General features: G+C 72.6%; 16 protein-coding genes. 13 read left to right on the top strand and 3 right to left on the bottom strand.

Features of this window, described 5'->3' with window-relative positions:
* Positions 1–115 precede the first annotated feature (115 nt).
* Positions 116–2998, top strand: coding sequence for a vitamin B12-dependent ribonucleotide reductase (locus ACFXPK_RS24775; protein ID WP_384995507.1), 2883 nt, complete (start codon positions 116–118; stop codon positions 2996–2998).
* A 139-nt stretch (positions 2999–3137) separates the two neighbouring features.
* Here the strand turns inward: ACFXPK_RS24775 and ACFXPK_RS24770 are convergent, their stop codons facing one another.
* On the bottom strand, positions 3138–3659 hold the full coding sequence (locus tag ACFXPK_RS24770) for a TerD family protein (protein ID WP_385078694.1): 522 nt from the start codon (positions 3657–3659) through the stop codon (positions 3138–3140).
* Positions 3660–3860: 201 nt separating this feature from the next.
* Between ACFXPK_RS24770 and ACFXPK_RS24765 the strand changes: the two genes are divergently transcribed.
* The 6 genes from ACFXPK_RS24765 to ACFXPK_RS24740 all read left to right on the top strand — a co-directional run bounded on the left by ACFXPK_RS24765 (position 3861) and on the right by ACFXPK_RS24740 (position 10029).
* A complete protein-coding gene (locus ACFXPK_RS24765; protein WP_385078692.1) occupies positions 3861–4466 on the top strand; it encodes a YdbC family protein in 606 nt (201 codons plus the stop codon).
* Between the two features lie 92 nt (positions 4467–4558).
* Entirely contained in the window at positions 4559–5218 is a 660-nt protein-coding gene (locus ACFXPK_RS24760; RefSeq protein ID WP_384995517.1) for a histidine phosphatase family protein, read from the top strand.
* A gap of 42 nt (positions 5219–5260) precedes the next feature.
* Positions 5261–6175 (top strand): ADP-ribosylglycohydrolase family protein, encoded by a 915-nt coding sequence (locus tag ACFXPK_RS24755; RefSeq protein WP_385078688.1) that lies wholly within the window; start codon positions 5261–5263, stop codon positions 6173–6175.
* A 332-nt stretch (positions 6176–6507) separates the two neighbouring features.
* Complete coding sequence (locus ACFXPK_RS24750; RefSeq protein WP_385078686.1) at positions 6508–8244, top strand: DUF4153 domain-containing protein; 1737 nt, start codon at positions 6508–6510, stop codon at positions 8242–8244.
* Positions 8245–8410: 166 nt separating this feature from the next.
* A complete protein-coding gene (locus ACFXPK_RS24745) occupies positions 8411–9121 on the top strand; it encodes a ribonuclease HII (protein ID WP_384995526.1) in 711 nt (236 codons plus the stop codon).
* Positions 9122–9354: 233 nt separating this feature from the next.
* The gene (locus ACFXPK_RS24740) at positions 9355–10029 is read left to right on the top strand and encodes a hypothetical protein (protein ID WP_384995528.1); all 675 of its coding nucleotides are present in this window, start codon (positions 9355–9357) and stop codon (positions 10027–10029) included.
* A gap of 155 nt (positions 10030–10184) precedes the next feature.
* Here the strand turns inward: ACFXPK_RS24740 and ACFXPK_RS24735 are convergent, their stop codons facing one another.
* Both ACFXPK_RS24735 and ACFXPK_RS24730 read right to left on the bottom strand, forming a co-directional pair.
* Positions 10185–10814, bottom strand: coding sequence for a hypothetical protein (locus ACFXPK_RS24735; protein ID WP_384995530.1), 630 nt, complete (start codon positions 10812–10814; stop codon positions 10185–10187).
* Between the two features lie 235 nt (positions 10815–11049).
* The gene (locus ACFXPK_RS24730; RefSeq protein WP_385078682.1) at positions 11050–13221 is read right to left on the bottom strand and encodes a RecQ family ATP-dependent DNA helicase; all 2172 of its coding nucleotides are present in this window, start codon (positions 13219–13221) and stop codon (positions 11050–11052) included.
* Between the two features lie 110 nt (positions 13222–13331).
* Between ACFXPK_RS24730 and ACFXPK_RS24725 the strand changes: the two genes are divergently transcribed.
* From ACFXPK_RS24725 to ACFXPK_RS24700, 6 genes are all read left to right on the top strand, one after another.
* Complete coding sequence (locus tag ACFXPK_RS24725) at positions 13332–14639, top strand: DUF4192 domain-containing protein (RefSeq protein ID WP_385078680.1); 1308 nt, start codon at positions 13332–13334, stop codon at positions 14637–14639.
* Positions 14640–14836: 197 nt separating this feature from the next.
* Entirely contained in the window at positions 14837–15601 is a 765-nt protein-coding gene (locus ACFXPK_RS24720) for an NUDIX domain-containing protein (protein WP_384995536.1), read from the top strand.
* Between the two features lie 215 nt (positions 15602–15816).
* The gene (locus ACFXPK_RS24715) at positions 15817–17631 is read left to right on the top strand and encodes an ATP-binding cassette domain-containing protein (RefSeq protein WP_385078677.1); all 1815 of its coding nucleotides are present in this window, start codon (positions 15817–15819) and stop codon (positions 17629–17631) included.
* A 159-nt stretch (positions 17632–17790) separates the two neighbouring features.
* A complete protein-coding gene (locus tag ACFXPK_RS24710) occupies positions 17791–18678 on the top strand; it encodes a FadR/GntR family transcriptional regulator (protein ID WP_384995541.1) in 888 nt (295 codons plus the stop codon).
* Positions 18679–19018: 340 nt separating this feature from the next.
* Positions 19019–20560, top strand: a complete 1542-nt coding sequence (locus ACFXPK_RS24705; protein WP_384995544.1) for an RNA polymerase sigma factor — start codon at positions 19019–19021, stop codon at positions 20558–20560.
* A 197-nt stretch (positions 20561–20757) separates the two neighbouring features.
* Positions 20758–21615, top strand: coding sequence for a serine protease (locus ACFXPK_RS24700; protein ID WP_385078673.1), 858 nt, complete (start codon positions 20758–20760; stop codon positions 21613–21615).
* Positions 21616–21818: the final 203 nt, after the last annotated feature.

The following is a 21818-nucleotide window of genomic DNA, read 5'->3' as shown; positions in this document are numbered from 1 at the left end:
GACCAAGACCTGTCACGGGTGCGCTGTTCGCGTGCCCGAGGCATCAGACACACACTCCCGTGCCCGGGAAGAACAGGGCGCGGCAGGGCGTTTTTGTACGTATATGGGAGGCGGCATGACAGAGACGGCGAGCGGCCCGGCACGAGGTTCCCGCACCAAGGGGACCAAGGCCGGCAAGGGGCTGCGTATCGAGCGGATCCACACCACCCCCGGCGTGCATCCGTACGACGAGGTGGCCTGGGAGCTCCGTGACGTCGTCATGACCAATTGGCGCGACGGCTCGGTCAATTTCGAGCAGCGTGGCGTCGAGTTCCCCGACTTCTGGTCGTTGAACGCGGTCAACATCGTCACCAGCAAGTACTTCCGCGGGGCCGTCGGCACCCCGCAGCGCGAGACCGGGCTCAAGCAGCTCATCGACCGGATCGTGAAGACGTACCGCAAGGCCGGTGAGGAGCACCAGTACTTCTCGACGCCCGCCGACGCCGAGATCTTCGAGCACGAGCTGGCGTACGCCCTCCTGCACCAGGTCTTCAGCTTCAACTCGCCCGTGTGGTTCAACGTCGGCACGCCCCAGCCGCAGCAGGTCTCCGCCTGCTTCATCCTGGCCGTCGACGACTCCATGGACTCGATCCTCGACTGGTACAAGGAAGAGGGGATGATCTTCAAGGGGGGATCGGGCGCCGGCCTGAACCTCTCCCGGATCCGCTCCTCCAAGGAGCTCCTCTCCTCCGGCGGCAACGCCTCCGGTCCCGTCTCCTTCATGCGCGGCGCCGACGCGTCCGCCGGAACGATCAAGTCCGGCGGCGCCACCCGGCGCGCGGCCAAGATGGTCATCCTCGACGTCGACCACCCCGACATCGAGGACTTCATCGAGACCAAGGTGAAGGAGGAGGAGAAGATCCGCGCCCTGCGCGACGCGGGCTTCGACATGGACCTGGGCGGCGACGACATCACGTCCGTCCAGTACCAGAACGCCAACAACTCCGTCCGGGTCAACGACGAGTTCATGAAGGCCGTCGAGGCAGGCGGCAAGTTCGGGCTGCGCGCCCGGATGACCGGTGACGTCATCGAAGAGGTCGAGGCGAAGTCCCTCTTCCGCAAGATGGCCGAGGCCGCGTGGGCCTGCGCCGACCCGGGCATCCAGTACGACGACACGATCAACCACTGGCACACCTGCCCCGAGTCCGGCCGGATCAACGGCTCGAACCCGTGCAGCGAGTACATGCACCTGGACAACACCTCGTGCAACCTGGCCTCGCTGAACCTGATGAAGTTCCTCAAGGACGACGGCAAGGGCAACCAGTCCTTCGAGTCCGAGCGCTTCGCCAAGGTCGTCGAGCTGGTCATCACCGCGATGGACATCTCCATCTGCTTCGCGGACTTCCCGACGCAGAAGATCGGCGAGAACACCCGCGCCTTCCGTCAGCTCGGCATCGGCTACGCCAACCTCGGCGCCCTGCTGATGGCCACGGGCCACGCGTACGACTCCGACGGCGGCCGCAGCCTGGCCGGCGCCATCACCTCGCTGATGACGGGCACCTCCTACCGCCGCTCCGCCGAGCTGGCCGCGGTCGTCGGTCCGTACGAGGGCTACGCCCGCAACGCCGAGCCGCACAAGCGCGTCATGAAGCAGCACTCCGACGCCAACGGCGCGGCCGTCCGCGTCGACGACCTGGACAGCCCCGTCTGGGCCGCCGCCACGGAGGCGTGGCAGGACGTGCTGCGCCTCGGCGAGAAGAACGGATTCCGCAACGCCCAGGCGTCGGTCATCGCGCCCACCGGCACCATCGGTCTCGCGATGTCCTGCGACACCACGGGTCTGGAGCCGGACCTCGCGCTGGTCAAGTTCAAGAAGCTGGTCGGCGGCGGCTCGATGCAGATCGTCAACGGCACCGTGCCGCAGGCGCTGCGCCGGCTCGGCTACCAGGGCGAGCAGATCGAGGCGATCGTCGAGCACATCGCCGAGCACGGCGTGGTGATCGACGCGCCCAGCCTGAAGCCCGAGCACTACGAGGTCTTCGACTGCGCGATGGGCGAGCGCTCCATCTCCGCGATGGGCCACGTCCGCATGATGGCGGCCATCCAGCCGTGGATCAGCGGGGCGCTGTCCAAGACGGTGAACCTGCCGGAGAGCGCCACCGTCGAGGACGTCGAGGAGGTCTACTTCGAGGCGTGGAAGATGGGCGTCAAGGCGCTCGCGATCTACCGCGACAACTGCAAGGTGGGCCAGCCGCTCTCCGCCAAGAAGAAGGAGGAGAAGGTCGCGGAGAAGGCCGAGGAGACCATCCGCGAGGCCGTCGAGAAGGTCATCGAGTACCGCCCGGTCCGCAAGCGCCTCCCCAAGGGCCGTCCCGGTCTGACCACCTCCTTCACGGTGGGCGGCGCCGAAGGCTACATGACCGCCAACTCCTACCCGGACGACGGTCTCGGCGAGGTCTTCCTCAAGATGTCGAAGCAGGGCTCGACGCTCGCGGGCATGATGGACGCCTTCTCGATCGCCGTCTCGGTCGGTCTGCAGTACGGCGTGCCGCTGGAGACGTACGTCTCCAAGTTCACCAACATGCGCTTCGAGCCGGCCGGGATGACGGACGACCCGGACGTGCGGATGGCGCAGTCGATCGTCGACTACATCTTCCGCCGTCTCGCCCTGGACTTCCTGCCCTTCGAGACCCGCTCCGCGCTCGGCATCCACTCGGCCGAGGAGCGCCAGCGTCACCTGGACACCGGTTCGTACGAGCCGGCCCACGACTCCGGCACCGAGGGCCTCCTCGGCGGCGAGAGCCTGGCGGCCCCGCCCGCCCCGCAGCCGGCGCCCGCCGCGCCCAAGGCGACGGTGATCCCGGCCCCCAAGGAGGCGCACACCTCGGCCGAACTGGTCGAGATGCAGCTCGGCATCAGCGCCGACGCACCGCTCTGCTTCTCCTGCGGTACGAAGATGCAGCGGGCCGGGTCCTGCTACATCTGCGAGGGGTGCGGCTCCACCAGCGGCTGCAGCTGAGCCGCGGGGGCGACCGCGACGTGACGTTCCGATCCCGTCGCGACGCGGTCGCCACGTGGGCGCGGTGATCCCGTAACACCCTGAGGGGCGGTGGGCCTAAGTGGCCCGCCGCCCCTCAGGCGGTGCCCAGTGGTGTTCCTCAGGCGGTGCCCATCAGGGCGCCGAAGGACTGCGGGTCCGTGTCGAAGCCGCGCAGGACCTGGGCGAACTGCCAGGTGCCCGAGCCGTCCCGGGTGAACTCGGCGAACGTCGCCGCCGTCGCGTCGCGCACGCCCGTGAAGTCGTGCGCCGACAGCTCCGTGTACCCCTCCGCCAGCCGGACCGAGGCGTTGGCGATCTCCCCGAACGTCCGGCGGCCGTTCTGCTGCTGGATGGCGACGCCCACCACCACGCGGCGGTAGTCCGCTCCCAGGCGGTCCAGCTCCAGCGTCATCTCCTCGTCGGAGCCGAAGCCCTGGCCCGTACGGCTCTCGCGGTCCAGCGTGATCGTGCCGTCCGGGGAACGGCTGCCGAAGTGGACCAGATAGGCCGGGGTGTCCGGGGCGTCCGACGTGTAGGTCGCGGCGACGAGATCCAGGTCGTGGGGGGCCTGGCCCCTGGGGCTGGGATCCCATTTGAGGGTGACCTCGATCTTGGACACGCCTCTGTTGAAACTGCTCACCAGTCTTCCCCCTCCTCGGAGCCGGTGCGGATCTCCGGACCTGTGCACAAGGCTAGACCGCGCCACCGACAACCCGGCGTCGCATCTGGCCAGTTGACGCCACCTTGGCCGATACTCGACAGATCCGGCGCCGCAGCGGGGTCTCTGTCGCGCGCCGTCCGGGCGTGACCGGTGCCATGTCCCGCCCCGTACGATGGCGCGGTGCTGGTCAAGTGGATTCGCTGCACCGTGATCGACCGTCGAGGTTTTGAACGCGGGCAGCGGAAATGGGCGGGTTTGCTCGGTGAGCCGGGGTTCCGGGGGCAGGGCGGGGGATGGAGCAGGTCGCGGCCGGGCGTCGTCCATGTCTTCGCGTTCTGGGAGAGCCGCGCGTTCTACGACTCGTTCATGGCGCGCTCGCACGACCGGCTGTCCGCCTCGCAGTCCGGGACGTGCAAGGACATCCAGGTCAAGCTCTTCGACTACCGCTTCGATGTGAAGACGGGCTTCGAGCCGCGCTTCGGTGACGCGGACGTGGTCCGGGTGGCGCACTCCCGGGTGCACGAGGAACGCGTCGAGCACTTCGCCCTCATGCAGGAGAAGGTGTGGAACCCGGCGATGGCCGGCTCGCCCGGGATGGTGCGCGGGTTCTTCGGTGAGGCGCCGGGCCACGAGTTCATCGTCCTGTCCATGTGGCAGTCGGCGGCCGAGCACGGCAAGTACCGCGTCGAGCGGATCGAACGGCTGACGCTCCGTGCCCAGACGGCCACCGACGTCGCGGCGCTGACCGGTGACGTCATCGACCTGGAGCCCTCCTGGACCGTGTGAGCGGGGTTCCGGACCCGCCCCGCTGGGCCGGATGGACGCCCGGAACGACGGGTGGCCGCACGGCCGGGACCCGGGCGATCTAGGGTCGTGTCATGGCACGACCGAGGCGCATTGTCCTTGTCCGGCACGGCGAGTCGGAAGGCAACGCAGATGACACGGTGTACGAGCGCGAGCCCGACCATGCCCTGAGGCTGACCGAGAAGGGCCGCAGACAGGCCGAGGAGACAGGGGTGCGGCTGCGCGAACTGTTCGGCCGGGAACCGGTCAGCGTCTTCGTCTCGCCCTACCGCCGTACCCACGAGACCTTCGAGGCGTTCGGTCTCGACCCCGGCCAGGTACGGATACGCGAGGAGCCCCGGCTGCGCGAGCAGGACTGGGGGAACTGGCAGGACCGTGAGGACGTACGCCTCCAGAAGGCCTACCGCGACGCGTACGGGCACTTCTTCTACCGCTTTGCGCAAGGCGAGTCGGGGGCCGACGTCTACGACCGCGTCGGGGCCTTCCTGGAGTCGCTGCACCGCAGCTTCGAGACGCCCGACTCGCCGGAGAACGTCCTGCTGGTGACGCACGGGCTGACCATGCGGCTGTTCTGTATGCGGTGGTTCCACTGGTCGGTCGCCGAGTTCGAGTCGCTGTCCAACCCGGGCAACGCCGAGTACCGGATCCTGGAGATCTGCGCCGACGGCCGCTACACGCTCGACCGGCCGTTCGAACAGTGGCGTGTCCCCGAGCCGTACGGCCGCACCGGATAAACCCGCACAGGTGGGGCCCGTACCGGCTAAAATGGCCGTTCGATGACCTCTGATTCCGTATCCGGCCGGCGCTTCGAACGCGCCCTGGCCAGCCTCCGGGGGCTGGCCGTGGGAGACGCCCTGGGCTCCCAGTTCTTCGTACCCGCCCACTACCCGCTGCTGGGCCGCCGCGCGCTGCCGCCCGGCGACTGGCAGTGGACCGACGACACCGAGATGGCCGCGTCCGTGGTGGCCGTCCTGGCCGCCCACCACCGTGTCGATCAGGACGCCCTCGCGCGCTCCTTCGCCGAGCACCACGACTTCGACCGCGGCTACGGTCCCGCCGTGAACCGGATGCTCCGGCTGATCAGGGAGGGCGGCGACTGGCGCGAACTGGCCTCCGCGCTCTTCGACGGCCAGGGCTCCTGGGGCAACGGGGCCGCGATGCGGATCGCGCCGCTCGGCGCCTGGTACGCGGACGACCCCGAGCAGGCCACGCACCAGGCGGAGATCTCCGCGTACACCACCCACCAGCACCGCGAGGCCGTGGCGGGCGCCATGGCGGTGGCCGCCGCGGCCGCCCTCGCCGCCGCCCCGGAGGGGCCGCCCACGGCGGAGGTGCTGCTCGACGCCGTGGTGGCGCTGGTGCCGCGCAGCGCGGTCGGGGCGGGGCTGCGCCGGGCCCGGGACCTGCTGGACTACGACGACCCGGCCACCGTCGCCGCCGTGCTCGGCTGCGGGCGCCGCACCTCCGCCCACGACACCGTGCCGTTCGCCCTCTGGTCGGCGGCGCGCGGGCTCGGCGACTACGAGCGGGCCTTCTGGACGACGGCCCAGGCCGGAGGCGACGTCGACACCAACTGCGCCATCGTCGGGGGAGTGGTCGCCGCCGAGGGGGCGCGCGGGGCGCCGCCGGAGGAGTGGCGGGCGCGTACGGAGGCGCTGCCGGGGTGGCTGACGGTACCGGCGGACCGGTGACGGACCGGTGACGGCGGCCCGCTGACGACCGGGCGACTGCCTACGGCCGACCGCCGGCGGCCACTCGTTGACGGCGGGTGTGACGTACGGGCGCGTACGCCGGAGCAGGCGGCGGGCGTACGCGCCGGGGCGTGCGGCTTACGTGGCGTATGCGCCGTTCATTGTCACGGCCCTGCCACAGCCGTCCTTCCGGAGGCGTAGCTCCGCGCACCGGGGGCCTACCCTTTCGGCCACGCCGCCGTGTTGATCTTCCACTGGCGCGCGCCGATCGAGACACCGGGTTCCGCGCGCCGCTCCTCCGCCGCGTACGGGCCCGGTCGGGAGGGGGTCCCGTGACAGATTCACCGTCCGTACCAGAGAGACCGTCCACAGCCGGGCCGGCCGGGAAACCGGAACCGGAACCGGATGCGGCGGGAGGTAGCGCCGCACGGGACACGGAGGCCGAACCGGTCGACGCCGTGCCCGCACCGTCCGCCGCACGCCCGTCCGCCGCACGCCCGTCCCCGCGCGTCGAGCCGCCTCACCGGGGCGCCCAGCCCCCGCCCGTGCGGCCGTACCCGGAGCCGTGGCAGCAGTGGCAGCCCCGGCGCCCCGAACCGCCCGCCTGGGTGGGCGAGGTCAGACCCGAGCCGCCCGCCGGGATCAGGACCGCCACCCTCTGGTCGGTCCTGGCGACCGCGCTGCTCAGCGCCCTGCTGCTGCGTGACGGCGCCGGGGTGAACCTGCTGCTCGTGGCCGTCCCCGCCGCCCTCGCCGCGTACTTCTCCGCTCAGGCCGCGGGCCGGCTGCCCCGCCCCTGGACACTGCTCTGGTCCTTCGGCGGCCTCGCCCTGCTGACCGTGCCCGCGCTGCGGGACGCCGGTCTGCCCACGTTCCTCGCGGTCGTCTCCGCCGCGGCGCTCGGCGCGCTGGCGCTGGGCGGCAGCCGAAGCTGGACGGGGATGCTCCTCGGGCTGCCCAGCCTGGTCGGCGCGGCGGGACCCGGCACGGTCTGGGCCCTGAGCGGGCTGCGCGAGCGTGCGGGCGGCGGCCGGGGGAGGGTGGCCCCCGTCCTGCGCGCCGTGGCGGTCGCCGCCGGTCTGCTGATCGTGTTCGGCACGCTCTTCGCGAGCGCCGACGCGGCGTTCGCCGAGATCCTCGGCTCGCTCGTCCCCGACGTCTCCGTCTCCGAAGGGCCCTGGCGGGTCGTCCTCTTCGCGTGCGGACTCCTCGGTGCCCTGGCCGCCGCGCGCACCGCCGCGTCACCGCCGCGCTGGGACCGGGTGACCGTACCGCCCGGGCGGCCCCGAGGACGTACGGAGTGGGCGCTTCCGCTGATCGTCCTCAATCTGCTCTTCGCGGCGTTCATCGCCGTTCAGCTCGTGGTGCTCCTCGGCGGCTACGACAAGGTGCTGGCGGAGACCGGCCTGAAGCCCGCCCAGTACGCCCGCCAGGGCTTCTGGCAGCTCCTGTGGGTCACGGTGCTGGTCCTGGTCGTCCTGGTGGTCGCCGGGCGCTGGGCCCCGCGTGGCGGCGCGCGTGACGCCGTCCTGGTCCGCACCGTCCTGGGCGCCCTCGGCGTGCTCACCCTCGTCGTGGTCGCCAGCGCGCTCCGCCGGATGGACCTGTACGTCGACGCCTTCGGCCTGACCCGGCTGCGGGTCTCCGTGGCGGGCGTGGAGCTGTGGCTCGGACTCGTGGTCGTGCTGATGCTGGTGGCCGGGGCGACCGGGGGCCGCTGGCTGCCGCGCGCCGTCGCCGCGAGCGCCGGGGCCGGCGTCCTCGCCTTCGGCCTGGTCTCGCCGGACGCGCTGGTCGCGGAGCGGAACGTACAGCGGTACGAGCGCACCGGCACGCTCGACAGCGAGTACGTCCGCGAACTGTCGGCCGACGCGGTGCCGGCCCTGGACCGGCTCCCCGAGCCGCTGCGCTCGTGCTCCCTGCGCCGGATCGCCGTCGAGCTGGGCAGGGACGCCGACGAGCCCTGGTACGCGACCAGCCTTGCCGAGACCAGGGCCCGCGACCTGCTGGCGGAACGCGGCGTACGGTACGTCGCCTCCTGCCCCGGGGAGTACCGCTACGAGCGGTGAGCCGGCTGCCTCATGGGCCGCTCCATGGCGGGGACTTCGGGCCGCCGCACCGCCCGGACACGGGCGCGCCCGGCCGGTGCGCGAGGGCGCGCCCGACTCCGCGCCGCGGCACGGCCGGTACCCGGTCTGTCGCGTGGCGTGCGGGCGGCGTAACCTGGCAGGTGCCATGCCGTACGAACCACCCACGCACACCGTTGAGCGCTCGCTGCGCGCCACCACAGACGCCAGGATCATCGCCGGCGTCGACGAGGTCGGACGCGGAGCGTGGGCAGGTCCGGTCACGGTGTGCGCGGCCGTCACCGGACTGCGCAGACCCCCGGCGGGACTCACCGACTCCAAGCTCATCACGCCCAAGCGCCGTACGGAGCTGGCCGATGAACTGAAGGCGTGGGTCACGTCGTACGCCCTCGGGCACTCCTCCCCGGAGGAGATCGACGCCCTCGGGATGACCGCGGCACTCAGGCTCGCCGCCGTACGCGCCCTGGAGGCGCTGCCGGTACGGCCCGACGCGGTGATCCTGGACGGCAAGCACGACTATCTCGGAGGACCCTGGCAGGTGCGTACGGTCATCAAGGGCGACCAGTCCTGCGTCTCCGTGGCGGCCGCCTCGGTGCTCGCCAAGGTGCGCAGGGACGCGATGATGGCCGAACTGGGCGCGGGGTCCGAGGAGTACGTACCGTTCGCCTTCGGCGCCAACGCCGGTTATCCCTCACCGGTGCACCGGGCGGCGCTGGAGGAACGGGGGCCGACACCGCAGCACCGGCTGTCGTGGTCCTATCTCGACGCGCTGCCCCGGTGGCGGCACCTCAAGAAGGTCCGGGTCCCCGCGCAGGCCGACGCTATGGAAAGCGGGGGCCAACTCGGCTTCGATTTCTGACCGTCGACCACCCGACAGCGGACCATCCGGTGTCCGGAGCATCCGGCTCCGGAACGACCGGCCGTGGAACGTGAGTCATCAGGAACACGAGACTTCCGGTACGGGCCCTCTCCGGGGCACCCGGTGACCCGTCCGGCGAACCCCCGCCCGGGGTCCCTCGCGGCCTCGGGCACGGGCACGAATGAGCCCACCCACCGATGCTTTTCGCACCGGTGTTTGATAGACATCCAGTCATGCCTCTCATCCCTCAGGAGCCTCAGATTCACGAGAGAGCCCAGGGTCCCAGCGCCACGCCGGCCACCGGTCGCACCGCTTCGACCCCCCGTCCCGTACCCGGTCCGCGTCCCGTCCCCGGGCCGCGCTCCGCGACGACACCGAGGCCCGGACGTCCGGGTCCCGGTCCCGCGAGGCCCGCGCCGCCGGCGCAGCGCTCGCACAGCTCCGCCGGTCAGCCGAAGGCGTCCGGCACCGCCGACTCCGCCCCTTCGACCTCTCCCGCCACGCCTCGGACCTCCTCCGTCCCCCAGGTCCAGGTGATCCCTGCCTCGGCGGCCGGTGCGCTGGACGCCGCCGAGGGGGCGATCGACCTGCTGCTGGACGCGGGCCGGGCGCCGGGCGACATCCTGGCGCTCACCACCGGCGAACAGCACCCGTGGGCCACCCACGAGCTGTCCTTCGGCGAGAGCGCGTACTGGGCCCAGCACGACGCCCGTGAGGACGTGTTCTTCGCGGACGCCGCCGCCGTGGCCCGTGCGCAGTCCCGGCCCGTCGTGGTCGTCGCCGTCAACGGCGGTGACGACGACGCCGTCGCCGAGGCGCTGCCCCTGGCCCGTGGCCGCGCCACCGCGCTCCTCGTGGTGTGCGGTGACGCCGAGCGGATCAACGCCGTGCTCGGCGCGGGCGTCTGAGCCGTCCGGCACCCGGCGCGCCCGCTGGGCGCGCCCACGTCGGTACGTTCCGGTGGTGACCCGGCCGCGCCTCCTCAGGAGGGTGGCCGGGCCGCTTCGGGGAGCCGCCCGAAGGGATGTACGCGACGGCCGCTCCGCCTCCGGCGGGCGGCCGTTCAGCGCGCGGCGGTACGGCGCTGCGCCTCCACCGAGCCGCCACCACCGCGCAGCGGTGAGGGGGCCGGGTCCGCAGCCGTCTCCGCCAGGCTCGCCGGTGGCGAGTCCGAACTGGGGCGACGGCCCCCGCGGCCCTCGCCCAGCACCTGCCAGCCGCCGCGCGTCAGCGTGATGTACGCGCCGCAGCGCAGCCCGTGCAGCGTGCACGCGTCGCGCAGCCCCCACATCCAGGCGCCGTCCTCCTCCGTCCAGCGCTCGTCGCCCTCGCGGCAGTAGAGCAGCACGGCCGTGCGCACCGGCGTACGCCGACGCAGATCGTGCGGGATGACCCGACGCAGGTGCGCCAGCAGCGCGTTGCGGAACTCCCAGCCGTCCACCGGCACGGCGCGCGGTACGAACGACGCGCTGGCGGCCAGCCGTTCCTCGGGATCGAGCACGGCCACCACGGCGGTCGCGGGGGTCGGCGCGTGCCGGCTGTGCAGACCGCTGACGACCTCACGGGGGTTGCGCAGAAGCGGAATCCCGGCGGCGGCCCACTCGGCGGGTTCGAGCATCCTGGCGAGGCGGCTGACGGAAGCGGCCTGGGCATTGATCGAAGTGGCTGCGGACGGAGCGAATCCGAAGGTCACGTTCCTCCCTTCGCATACGCGCCCATGGTGCGGGCAGAGTCGAGTGGGGACGCGCCGCGGCACAGCCCTTGCGGAGCGCGAGGAGACCATGCGGGGGCAGTTCCAATTCTCACCGGCGCGGGGGCGCGCGGCAACGAGCAATTGGCGCCGCTGGTGGGAATGCGTAGATATGACGGCTATATACCTGCGCGCTCCCGTGGCCTCGCGTGACAGCCGCCGCGGCCTCGGCTCCGTCTCAGCTCTGAACGGCGAGGACCAGCGGAAACACCCCCTCGGCTCCGGCCCTGCGCAGCAGCCGGGTGGCCACCGCGAGCGTCCAGCCGCTCTCCGAGAGATCGTCGACGAGCAGCACCGGACCGCCGGCCGCCGCCAGCGCCTCCGCCAGCTCCGGCGGCACGGTCAGAGCCTCGTGCAGCCCCCGCACCCGCTGCGCGCCGTTGGTGCGGGAGATCCGGGCGTCGGCCGCCCCCGGCGCGTACGCGACCGTACCGAGCAGCGGCATCCTGCCGATCTCCGAGATCCGGGCGCCCAGTGAGTCCACCAGCCGGGGCCTGGAGCGCGAGGCGACCGTGACCACACCGACCGGCCTGGGCGGCGCGTCCTCGGCGCCCGAGGCCCAACCACCGGGCCCCTTCGCCCAGTCGGAGAGCACACTCACCACGGCGGTGACCACATCGTCGGGCACCGGACCGTCCGTGGCGCGCGCCGTCAGTATCGGACGGAGCCGGTTCCCCCAGCCGATGTCGGAGAGCCGCCCCAGTGCCCGCCCGGGGAAGGACTGCTCGCCCTGCGCGATCCGCCCCTTGAGGGAGACCCCGACCGCGGCGAGACCGGTCGGCCACATCTTGCGGGGCTCCACCTCCACCCCGGGCCTGCCCAGCTCACCCCGGGCGGCGTCGAGCGCGGCGTCGGTCACCTTGGCCTCGAAACGCGTTCCCGCGCAGTTGTCGCACCGCCCGCAGGGCACCGCCTCCTCGTCGTCGAGCTGACGCCGCAGGAACTCCATCCGGCACCCCGACGCCGACGCGTAGTCGCGCATCGCCTGCTGCTCGCTCTGCCGCTGCCGCGCCACCCACGCGTACCGCTCCGTGTCGTACACCCACGGCCGCCCCGTCGACGTCCAGCCGCCCTTGACCCGCCGTACCGCCCCGTCCACGTCCAGCACCTTGAGCATCGTCTCCAGCCGGGTCCGCCGCAGCTCCACCAGGGGCTCCAGGGCGGGCAGCGACAACGGCCGGTCGGCGTGGGCCAGCACGTCCAGGGTGCGGCGGACCAGCTCCTCCGGCGGGAAGGCCACCGACGCGAAGTACTGCCAGATCACCTCGTCCTCCTTGCCCGGCAGCAGCAGCACCTCGGCATGGGCCACCCCGCGCCCCGCGCGCCCCACCTGCTGGTAGTAGGCGATGGGGGAGGAGGGCGAACCGAGATGGACCACGAACCCGAGATCGGGCTTGTCGAACCCCATGCCCAGCGCGGACGTCGCCACCAGCGCCTTCACCCGGTTCCCCAGCAGATCGTCCTCGGCCTGCTGCCGCTCCGCGTTCTCCGTACGGCCGGTGTACGAGGCCACGGTGTGCCCGCACTGCCGCAGATACGCCGTGACCTCCTCGGCCGCCGCGACCGTCAGGGTGTAGACGATCCCCGATCCCGGCAGCTCCCCGAGGTGGTCGGCCAGCCACGCCAGCCGGTGCGCCGCGTCCGGCAGCCGGAGCACATGGAGGCTGAGGCTCTCCCGGTCCAGCGGCCCCCGCAGCACCAGCGCGTCCGTCCCCGCGCCCGTGCCCAGCTGCTCGGCGACATCGGCGCTCACGCGCGAGTTGGCCGTGGCCGTGGTGGCGAGGACCGGAACCCCCGACGGCAGCTCGGCGAGCATCGTGCGCAGCCGTCGGTAGTCGGGGCGGAAGTCATGACCCCAGTCCGAGATGCAGTGCGCCTCGTCGACCACCAGCAGACCCGTCGCCGCCGAGAGCCGGGGCAGCACCTGGTCGCGGAAGTCCGGGTTGTTGAGCCGCTCCGGGCTCACCAGCAGGACGTCGACCTCGCCGGCGGACACCTCGTCCTGGATCGCGTCCCACTCCTCCGCGTTGGACGAGTTGATCGTCCGGGCGCGGATCCCGGCCCGCGCCGCGGCCTCCACCTGGTTGCGCATCAGCGCCAGCAGCGGCGACACGATCACCGTCGGACCCGCGCCCCGCGCGCGCAGCAGCGACGTCGCCACGAAATACACCGCGGACTTGCCCCAGCCCGTGCGCTGGACGACCAGCGCACGGCGATGGTCGGCGACGAGCGCCTCGATGGCCCGCCACTGGTCCTCGCGCAGCCGGGCGGCGCCGGTGGCGTCACCGACCAGGCGTGCGAGGACGGCGTCTGCGGACGCCCGGAGAGCTGCGCGGTCTGCGTTGGTCATGGCCCCATGCAACCCGATGGGTCGGACAATCCGCGAATGCGGCCCGCGACCTGTGGACAAGTTATCCACAGGCTCCGGCGGGATCCGGCGGATTCCGGCACGGTCGAGTCATGAACCAGCACCGCGAACACCACGAACCGACCGGATCCGCCGACCAGCAGCAGATCACCCTGCGCAGTCCCGCGGAGCTCGCCGACGCCCTGCCGTATCTCCTCGGATTCCATCCCACCGACTCCGTCGTCATGGTCGCGCTGCACGGCGGGCACGGCCGCTTCGGCGGACGGCTCAGGCTCGGCATCCCCCGCTCGCCCGAGGAGTGGCCCCCCGTCGCCGACCAGCTCGCCGAGTGCCTGATCGAGGGCAGCGAGCGCAGGGGCGCCCGTCCTGACGGCATCGTCGCCTTCCTCTGTCAGGACCCGGGGCCCGACGAGACGGGACAGCAGGTGATGGAACGGCTGCGCCCCCTCGCGCAGCGGCTGCGCACCGCCTGCGGCGGCCTTGAGGTCCCCGTGCACGAGGTGCTCTGCATCTCCGACGGCCGCTTCTGGTCCTACTGCTGCCCCGACCAGCGCTGCTGTCCGCCCGAGGGCACCGGCCTCGCCCTGCCGGGGACCTCGGTGATGGCCGCTGCCGCCGCCTACGCCGGGGTCCAGGTACGGGGCTCGCTGCGGGAGATGGAGGCACGGCTGGCGCCCTGGGCCGCCCCCGCCGCCGTCGAGGCACAGGAACGGGCGCTCGACCGCGCCGGCGCCTCGCTCGTGCCCAGAATCCTGATCAGCGGGAGCAGGGAACAGGTCGGCGTCGAGACCCTGACTCTGGCCCGCTCTCTCCTCGAACGGCTGGGCGCGGCACGGACCGGCGACCGGACCGGCGCGGACGCCGAGGACGACCGGCTCATCGAGGACGACGAGGCCGCCGCCGTGATTCTCGGCCTCCAGGACCGTGAGACCCGGGACCGGGCCGCCGAGTGGATGGAGGGGCCGGACGCCGCACCCGCGTTACGGCTCTGGCGCGCGCTGTCCCGCCGCTGCGTCGGGCCGTACGCGGAACACGCCACCGCCCCGCTGACCCTGGCCGGCTGGGTCGCCTGGTCCACCGGGGACGACGTGGGGGCCCGGGTCGCCCTCGGGCTCGCGCTGCGCCTCGACCCGGGTTACGTCTTCGCCCAACTGCTCCACCAGGCATGCAACGAGGGGCTGGATCCGGAGACGCTGCGCCGCTGTCTGCGCGAGGAGCGGGTCGCCCGCGCGCTCCCCGGTCCGCGCGCCGCGGCCGGCCGGACCGGGCCACGGGCCGCGCGTCCGTCCAGGGCGCGGAAGACCGCGGAGCCGAAGCGGTCGCGCCCCGGCGCCGGCGCGGGGCGTGAGCACGGCGCGGTACGCCGGGGCGGACAGCGCGGAACCAGGAGCAGGCGGTGACGGCCGGGTGGCGGCGGAGGTGAAGGGCGTCGGGCGTGGGGGCCGGGGGCGTGAGCGGTGTCGGCTGCGAAAAGCGGTGGCCGTGAGCGGGGTCGGGCGCGGCGGGCGGCGGGTGTCAACGGGGTCGAATACGAAGGGCAGGGGGCGTGAATGACGGAAGGAGTGTTTATCGTCAGGCAGACGACTAAGATCGCGGCATGTCGCCCTACGACCCCTCGGCCTACCCGGCATTCGCTGTCACCGTCGATCTGGTGGTGCTCACCGTGCGCCGTCACGCGCTCTGCGCGCTGGTCGTGCGGCGCGGAGAGCCGCCGTTCCAGGGGCGGTGGGCGTTGCCCGGTGGCTTCGTCAAGGCCGATGAGGACCTGTCGGGGGCCGCGGCGCGCGAACTGGTCGAGGAGACCGGGCTCTGCGCCCATGACCCGGTCTCCCCGGCGCCCGGGAACGCCGCCCATCTCGAACAGCTCGCCACCTACGGCGATCCGGGGCGCGATCCCCGGATGCGGGTGGTCAGCGTGGCACACCTCGCGCTCTCGCCCGATCTGCCCGCGCCCCGGGCCGGCGGAGACGCCAACAGCGCCCGCTGGGCCCCGGTCGACGCCCTGCTCAGCCAGGAGGGCGGGTTCGCCCGCGAGGACGAGCAGCCCGCACCGCTCGCCTTCGACCACGCGCGGATCCTCGCGGACGGGGTGGAGCGGGCCCGCTCCAAGATCGAGTACTCCTCGCTGGCCACGGCGTTCTGCCCGTCCGAGTTCACCGTCGGCGAGCTGCGCAGGGTGTACGAGGCGGTGTGGGGCGTGGTGCTCGACCCGCGCAACTTCCACCGCAAGGTCACCGGCACCCCGGGCTTCCTGGTTCCGTCCGGGGGCACCACCACCCGTCAGGGCGGCAGGCCCGCGCAGTTGTTCCGGGCCGGCGGCGCGACCGTACTCAACCCGCCGATGCTCCGCCCCGAGGTCTGACCCGCGCGGCCCGACCCGAGAGGTCCGGCGGGGGAGATCCGACGGGCGGGAGAAGTCCGACGGGCGGGGCTCCGGTGGACGGGGCTCCGGTGGGCCGGGATCTGACAGGCGGGGGACTCGAACGGCCGCCCTTACCTCGCAAATCAGACATATCGCGTTATCGTGCTGCGGTACCCACTGCTGTCGAGCGGTCTCACCTCCCCGCGAGAGAAGCGATGCTCCAGGCCATCGGACTGACCAGTTCCCCCCGTCGAGACCTGCCGCCCGCGGTGGACGATCTGACCTTCGAGGCGCCTCCTGGTGCGGTCACGGCGCTCCTCGGCGCCCCCGGAGCGGGCAAGACCACCGTGCTCCGGCTCATGCTCGAACTCGAACCCGGCCGCGGCGTCACCTACTTCCGCGGGCGTCCGCTCCACCGTGTCGCCCATCCGGCCCGCGAGATCGGGGTCCTCCTCGGCGATGTGCCCGGCCATCCCGCGCGTACCGTCCGCGGGCAGCTCAAGCTGGTCTGCGCCGCCGCAGGAGTGCCCGCCTCCCGCGCCGACGAACTCCTCGACGTCGTCGGGCTCGCTCCTCTGGGCGACGAACGGCTCGGCGCCCTGTCGCTCGGTACGGACCGCAGGCTCGGGCTCGCCGTCGCGCTGCTGGGCGACCCGCACACCCTGCTGCTCGACGCGCCGTCCGCGGAGCTGTCGCCGCGCGAGAAGAGCTGGCTGCACGGGCTGCTGCGGGCCCACGCGGGCCAGGGCGGCACCGTGCTCTACACCACGGACGACCCCAAGGAGGCCGCCCGCGTCTCGGACCGCGTCGTCACGCTCGACGAGGGCCGGCTCGTGGCCGACCAGGACACCGCCTCCTTCGCCCGAACCCGGCTGCGGCCCCGGGTCGCCGTCAGGACCCCGCACGCCGCGCGGCTCGCCGACGCCCTGAGTCGGGAGGCCCGCGCGGCCCGGCGCTCCGTCGAGGTGGTCGCCGAGGCCGGCAGCCTGCTCACCGTCTACGGCAGCAGTTGCCCGGAGATCGGGGAGACCGCCTTCCGGCACGGCGTCCTCGTCCATCAGCTCGCCGACGAGATCGGGGACACCGGCCCGGCGCCCGGATCCGCGCCGTCGCCCGCGGCCACCGGCTCCGTACCGGGCCCCGCGGCCTCCTCGGAAGCCGTTACGCGGACCCGCACGAGTGCCCGTACGGACCTCCGGGCCGGATCCCGAGCCGACGGGCCCGTTCCGCTCCCGCAGGCCCTGCCGGGCCGTCCTGCCCGCTCCCCGCTCCGGCCGCTCCGCTACGAGCTGCGCCGGATGGTGGGCGTCAGGACCGCCCCGTTGATCATGGTCGGTGCCCTCCTCGCCTCCGTCGCCCTCGCCGTCCCCCTCGGCCGCACCGGCGGGACCCCGCTGCCCGGACTGCTCGCCGCCTGGCCGGCGATCCTGCCCCTGCCGCCCGCCGTGCTCGCCGCCGGACTGATCGGCGCGCTCTCCTTCGCCGACGAGTACCGCCATCCCACCCTCGCCGGCGCGCGCGGCACCGTCCCCCGCCGCCTCGCCCTGCTCCTCGCCAAGCTCGCCGTCACCGCCGGAGCCGCCCTGCTCCTCGCCCTCCTCGCGGTGCTGGCCGACGGCGCGGCGCTCCGTCTCGTCTACGGCGCCGACGCCGTACCCGTACCGGACAACTGGGCCGCTCTGGCGGCCGGTTGGGCCGGACTCGCGATCGGCTGCGCCTGGGCCGGGCTGCTCGGCGCGGGGGTCTTCCGGATCGCGATCGCCGGGATGGCCGCCGTCGTCGCCGTCCCGACCCTCGTCGTCCCGCTGCTCCAGAGGGTGTTCGCCGGGCCCTCCGTCCGCTCGGTCGCCGGACTCCCGGGCAGGCTGCGCGACATGGCCTGGCCGCTCTGGCCGCACCGGGCGGACCAGTGGCTGGCCGCGACGTTCGGACTCGTGGCCCAGCCGGTCGCCGCCGCGCTCACCCTGTCGCTGTCGGCCCTGCTCTGCGCGTATCTGCTCACCGGCCTTCGCCGCAGGGCCCGTTGGTGACCGCGTACGACCGCAGCGTCAGGTCATGGCGGTAACTCCCCTGATAAAGCCCACTTCTTTCCGATAAGGCGTCAATCGAAGGGCGGGCGCCGATCACCCTTTCGTGTGCTTTTCACCAAAGACCTCAAGGCGCACGGAAGCAACGCCGACAAAGGATGCGTGAGTACCCTTGCGCACACCATGATGACCGCCGCCCGCTCCGCCGAGTCCGGCCTCGCCGAGCCGGGTGAACTCGACCGCTACCCCTTTGCCGAGGCGCCCGGCGCCGACCGTATGGCCGCACCCGTCTGGGACGGCGCCGACACCGATCTGGGCCGGGTGGGACGGCGTACGACGAGCAGCCGGGGCCGCGGGCTGCACGGCCAACTCGTCCAGCAGCTCGGACAGATGATCGTATCCGGGGACCTGGGCGCCGACCGGCCGCTCGTACCCGAGGAGATCGGCCAGCGCTTCGAGGTCTCCCGCACGGTGGTGCGGGAGTCGCTGCGCGTTCTTGAGGCGAAGGGGCTCGTGAGCGCCCGGCCCAATGTCGGTACCCGGGTCCGGCCGGTCAGCGACTGGAATCTGCTCGACCCCGACATCATCGAATGGCGCGCTTTCGGGCCACAGCGCGACGACCAGCGCCGGGAGCTGAGCGAGCTGCGCTGGACGATCGAACCCCTCGCCGCGCGGCTGGCGGCCGGCCACGGCCGGGCCGATGTGCAGCAGCGCCTCGCGGACATGGTCGGGATCATGGGCCACGCCCTCGCCCAGGGCGACGCGATCACCTTCGCGCGGGCGGACACCGAATATCACTCCCTGCTGATCCAGCTCGCCGGCAACCGGATGCTGGAGCACCTTTCGGGGATCGTGTCCGCCGCGCTCCAGGTCTCCGGAGGCCCGGTCACCGGCTGTGACCGCCCCACGGAGGCGTCGCTCGACCACCACGCGCGGATCGCCGACGCCCTCGCCTCAGGGGACGCCCACGCCGCGGAGTCGGCCATGCGCCAACTTCTCACCGTGCAGCCCGATGTGGAGCGTGTCGTGCCGGCACCGCGCGAGCACTGAGCGCTCCCCGGGGCCAGGGCGTACGGGGATGTACGCGTCGTGTGTCGCCGGACCCGGAGGTCCGGCGACGCGACGGTGGGACGGTGAATCCCGCTTCTGGCCGCTTTGCCGCAAATGGGGTGTGACTCGGGCCACGTGGATTGGGCGTAACACTCCTGGAGGCAGGGCGATGACCTAAGAGGTGACAGCCGAGGAGGGAATGCGAGCGCCGCGTGTGGCGCTGTATTCAGCTCCGAGGTCCAGCCCGCGTCGTCGGCGACATCCCCAGCCGACGGTCGTCGGCTCCGGCCCGATCATGGGCGGGGCCGGAAGCCGTTTCCATCGTTCCGAGAGGTTGTTCGTGTCGGCCAGCACATCCCGTACGCTCCCGCCGGAGATCGCCGAGTCCGAGTCTGTGATGGCGCTCATCGAGCGGGGAAAGGCTGATGGGCAGATCGCCGGCGATGACGTGCGTCGCGCCTTCGAGGCCGACCAGATTCCGCCAACCCAGTGGAAGAATGTTCTGCGCAGCCTCAACCAGATCCTCGAGGAAGAGGGTGTGACGCTGATGGTCAGTGCCGCGGAGTCGCCCAAGCGCACCCGCAAGAGCGTCGCAGCGAAGAGCCCGGTCAAGCGCACCGCCACCAAGACCGTCACGGCGAAGACGACCGTGACCAAGACCGTCGCGGCCACCGCCGCCCCGACGGCGGAGAGCGTCGCCGCCGACGACTCCGTCGCCCCCGCCAAGAAGGCGGCGGCCAAGAAGACGGTCGCGAAGAAGGCGACCGTCAAGAAGACCGCCGCCAAGAAGACGACGGCGAAGAAGACCGCGGGCAAGAAGGACTCCGACGAGATCGTCGACGGCGAAGAGCCGACCGAGGAGATCCAGGCGGGCAAGGGCGAGGAGGAGGAGACCGAGGGCGAGAACAAGGGCTTCGTCCTCTCCGACGACGACGAGGACGACGCGCCCGCGCAGCAGGTCGCCGTCGCCGGTGCCACCGCCGACCCCGTCAAGGACTACCTGAAGCAGATCGGCAAGGTCCCGCTCCTCAACGCGGAGCAGGAGGTCGAGCTGGCCAAGCGCATCGAGGCCGGTCTCTTCGCCGAGGACAAGCTGGCCAACTCCGACAAGCTCGCGCCCAAGCTCAAGCGCGAGCTGGAGATCATCGCCGAGGACGGCCGCCGCGCCAAGAACCACCTGCTGGAGGCCAACCTCCGCCTCGTCGTCTCGCTGGCCAAGCGCTACACCGGCCGCGGCATGCTCTTCCTGGACCTGATCCAGGAGGGCAACCTCGGTCTGATCCGCGCGGTCGAGAAGTTCGACTACACCAAGGGCTACAAGTTCTCCACGTACGCCACCTGGTGGATCCGGCAGGCGATCACCCGCGCCATGGCCGACCAGGCCCGCACCATCCGTATCCCGGTGCACATGGTCGAGGTCATCAACAAGCTCGCGCGCGTGCAGCGCCAGATGCTCCAGGACCTGGGCCGCGAGCCCACCCCGGAGGAGCTGGCCAAGGAACTCGACATGACCCCCGAGAAGGTCATCGAGGTCCAGAAGTACGGCCGTGAGCCGATCTCCCTGCACACCCCGCTCGGCGAGGACGGTGACAGCGAGTTCGGTGACCTCATCGAGGACTCCGAGGCGGTCGTCCCGGCGGACGCCGTGAGCTTCACGCTCCTCCAGGAGCAGCTCCACTCGGTGCTCGACACGCTCTCCGAGCGCGAGGCGGGCGTGGTCTCGATGCGCTTCGGTCTCACCGACGGCCAGCCCAAGACGCTGGACGAGATCGGCAAGGTCTACGGGGTGACGCGTGAGCGCATCCGGCAGATCGAGTCCAAGACGATGTCGAAGCTGCGCCACCCGTCCCGGTCGCAGGTCCTGCGCGACTACCTGGACTAGTCGGCGCCGCGCCACGGCGCCCGGCACCGGGCCCCTTACCCGGACCGGTCCACGACGCGCCAGAGGGCGCGCGAAGCACGACGGAAGACCCGGATGCCACCAGGCATCCGGGTCTTCGCGCTGTGCGCGGGGGTGCGAGACCCGTCCGGGTGACTGACCCTGGGTAGATCACTGTCCACCGAGAGTCAGGAGCCTGTATGCGCCGTTCCCTTGCCCGCGTGTTCACCGGAGGTCTGGCCGTGATCGCCGCGGGGGCCCTGCTGCCGCTCTTCGCGCCCGCTTCCGCCACCGCCGACAGCGTGATCATCGGAGGGAAGCCGGTCAGGGCGGAGGACAGCCCCTGGGTGGTCGCCCTCTCCAGCCGGGACCGTTTCGGGGGAACGCGGGCGGGCCAGTTCTGCGGAGGCGTGGTGGTGGCGCCGACGAAAGTGCTGACCGCCGCCCACTGCATGGGCAGGGACGTCCTCGGCGCCGCCCCCGAGTCCGTCGGTGACCTGCGGGTCATCGCCGGGCGTGAGCGGCTGCGCGGCAAGGGCGGGCACGAGGTGCCCGTACGGTCCGTCCTGGTCGACCCGGCGTACGACCCGGGGACGAACGCGGCGGACCTCGCGGTGCTGACCCTGTCGCGGGCGCTGCCCTCCGGGTACGCGATCCGGCCGGCGGAGCCGGACGACCCCGCCACCGCGCCCGGCACGGACGCGGCGGTCTACGGCTGGGGCGACACCACGGGCGGCGGCGCGTACGCCGAGGCGCTGCGCTCCGCGCCTGTCACGGTCCTCCGGGACGCGGAGTGCGAGCGGGCCTACCCGGGCGCCTCAGGGGCCCAGGGGGGCCGTTACGACGCCGCCACGATGCTCTGCGCGGGCGACCCCAGGGGCGGGCACGACGCCTGCCAGGGCGACAGCGGCGGGCCGCTGGTGGCCGAGGGGCGGCTCATCGGGTTGGTCTCGTGGGGCAGCGGCTGCGGACGGGCCGGCAATCCGGGGGTCTACACCCGGGTCAGCACGGGCGTGGAACCGGTCGCCGACGCGCTGGGGGAGCGGAGGAACCCCTGAGGAGCCTCCGGCCGGCCGTACCCGCCGTACCGGGCTCCGGACCGGCCGCACCGGCCGTACCGGGCTCCGGACCGGGCCTACCGGACTCCAGGGCCGGGGGCCCCCCCCCCCGGGGCCCCGCCCCCAGGGCCAGATAAAGTGGGGGGGGGCGGCCGCGCGCGGGGCGGGGGGGGCGCCGGCCGCGCGAGCGCGGCGGGGCGCGC

Origin of the sequence: Streptomyces sp. NPDC059142 (assembly GCF_042755665.1) — a bacterium.
In the GTDB taxonomy this organism is placed as follows: Bacteria; Actinomycetota; Actinomycetes; order Streptomycetales; family Streptomycetaceae; genus Streptomyces.
This window is presented reverse-complemented; position numbering and strand designations above follow the sequence as displayed.

Coding starts and splice junctions, on each gene's coding strand:
- ACFXPK_RS24775 (WP_384995507.1), top strand. CDS start 116: ATGACAGAGACGGCGAGCGGCCCGGCACGAGGTTCCCGCACCAAGGGG.
- ACFXPK_RS24760 (WP_384995517.1), top strand. CDS start 4,559: ATGGCACGACCGAGGCGCATTGTCCTTGTCCGGCACGGCGAGTCGGAA.
- ACFXPK_RS24755 (WP_385078688.1), top strand. CDS start 5,261: ATGACCTCTGATTCCGTATCCGGCCGGCGCTTCGAACGCGCCCTGGCC.
- ACFXPK_RS24745 (WP_384995526.1), top strand. CDS start 8,411: ATGCCGTACGAACCACCCACGCACACCGTTGAGCGCTCGCTGCGCGCC.
- ACFXPK_RS24740 (WP_384995528.1), top strand. CDS start 9,355: ATGCCTCTCATCCCTCAGGAGCCTCAGATTCACGAGAGAGCCCAGGGT.
- ACFXPK_RS24730 (WP_385078682.1), bottom strand. CDS start 13,221: ATGACCAACGCAGACCGCGCAGCTCTCCGGGCGTCCGCAGACGCCGTC.
- ACFXPK_RS24725 (WP_385078680.1), top strand. CDS start 13,332: ATGAACCAGCACCGCGAACACCACGAACCGACCGGATCCGCCGACCAG.
- ACFXPK_RS24720 (WP_384995536.1), top strand. CDS start 14,837: ATGTCGCCCTACGACCCCTCGGCCTACCCGGCATTCGCTGTCACCGTC.
- ACFXPK_RS24715 (WP_385078677.1), top strand. CDS start 15,817: ATGCTCCAGGCCATCGGACTGACCAGTTCCCCCCGTCGAGACCTGCCG.
- ACFXPK_RS24700 (WP_385078673.1), top strand. CDS start 20,758: ATGCGCCGTTCCCTTGCCCGCGTGTTCACCGGAGGTCTGGCCGTGATC.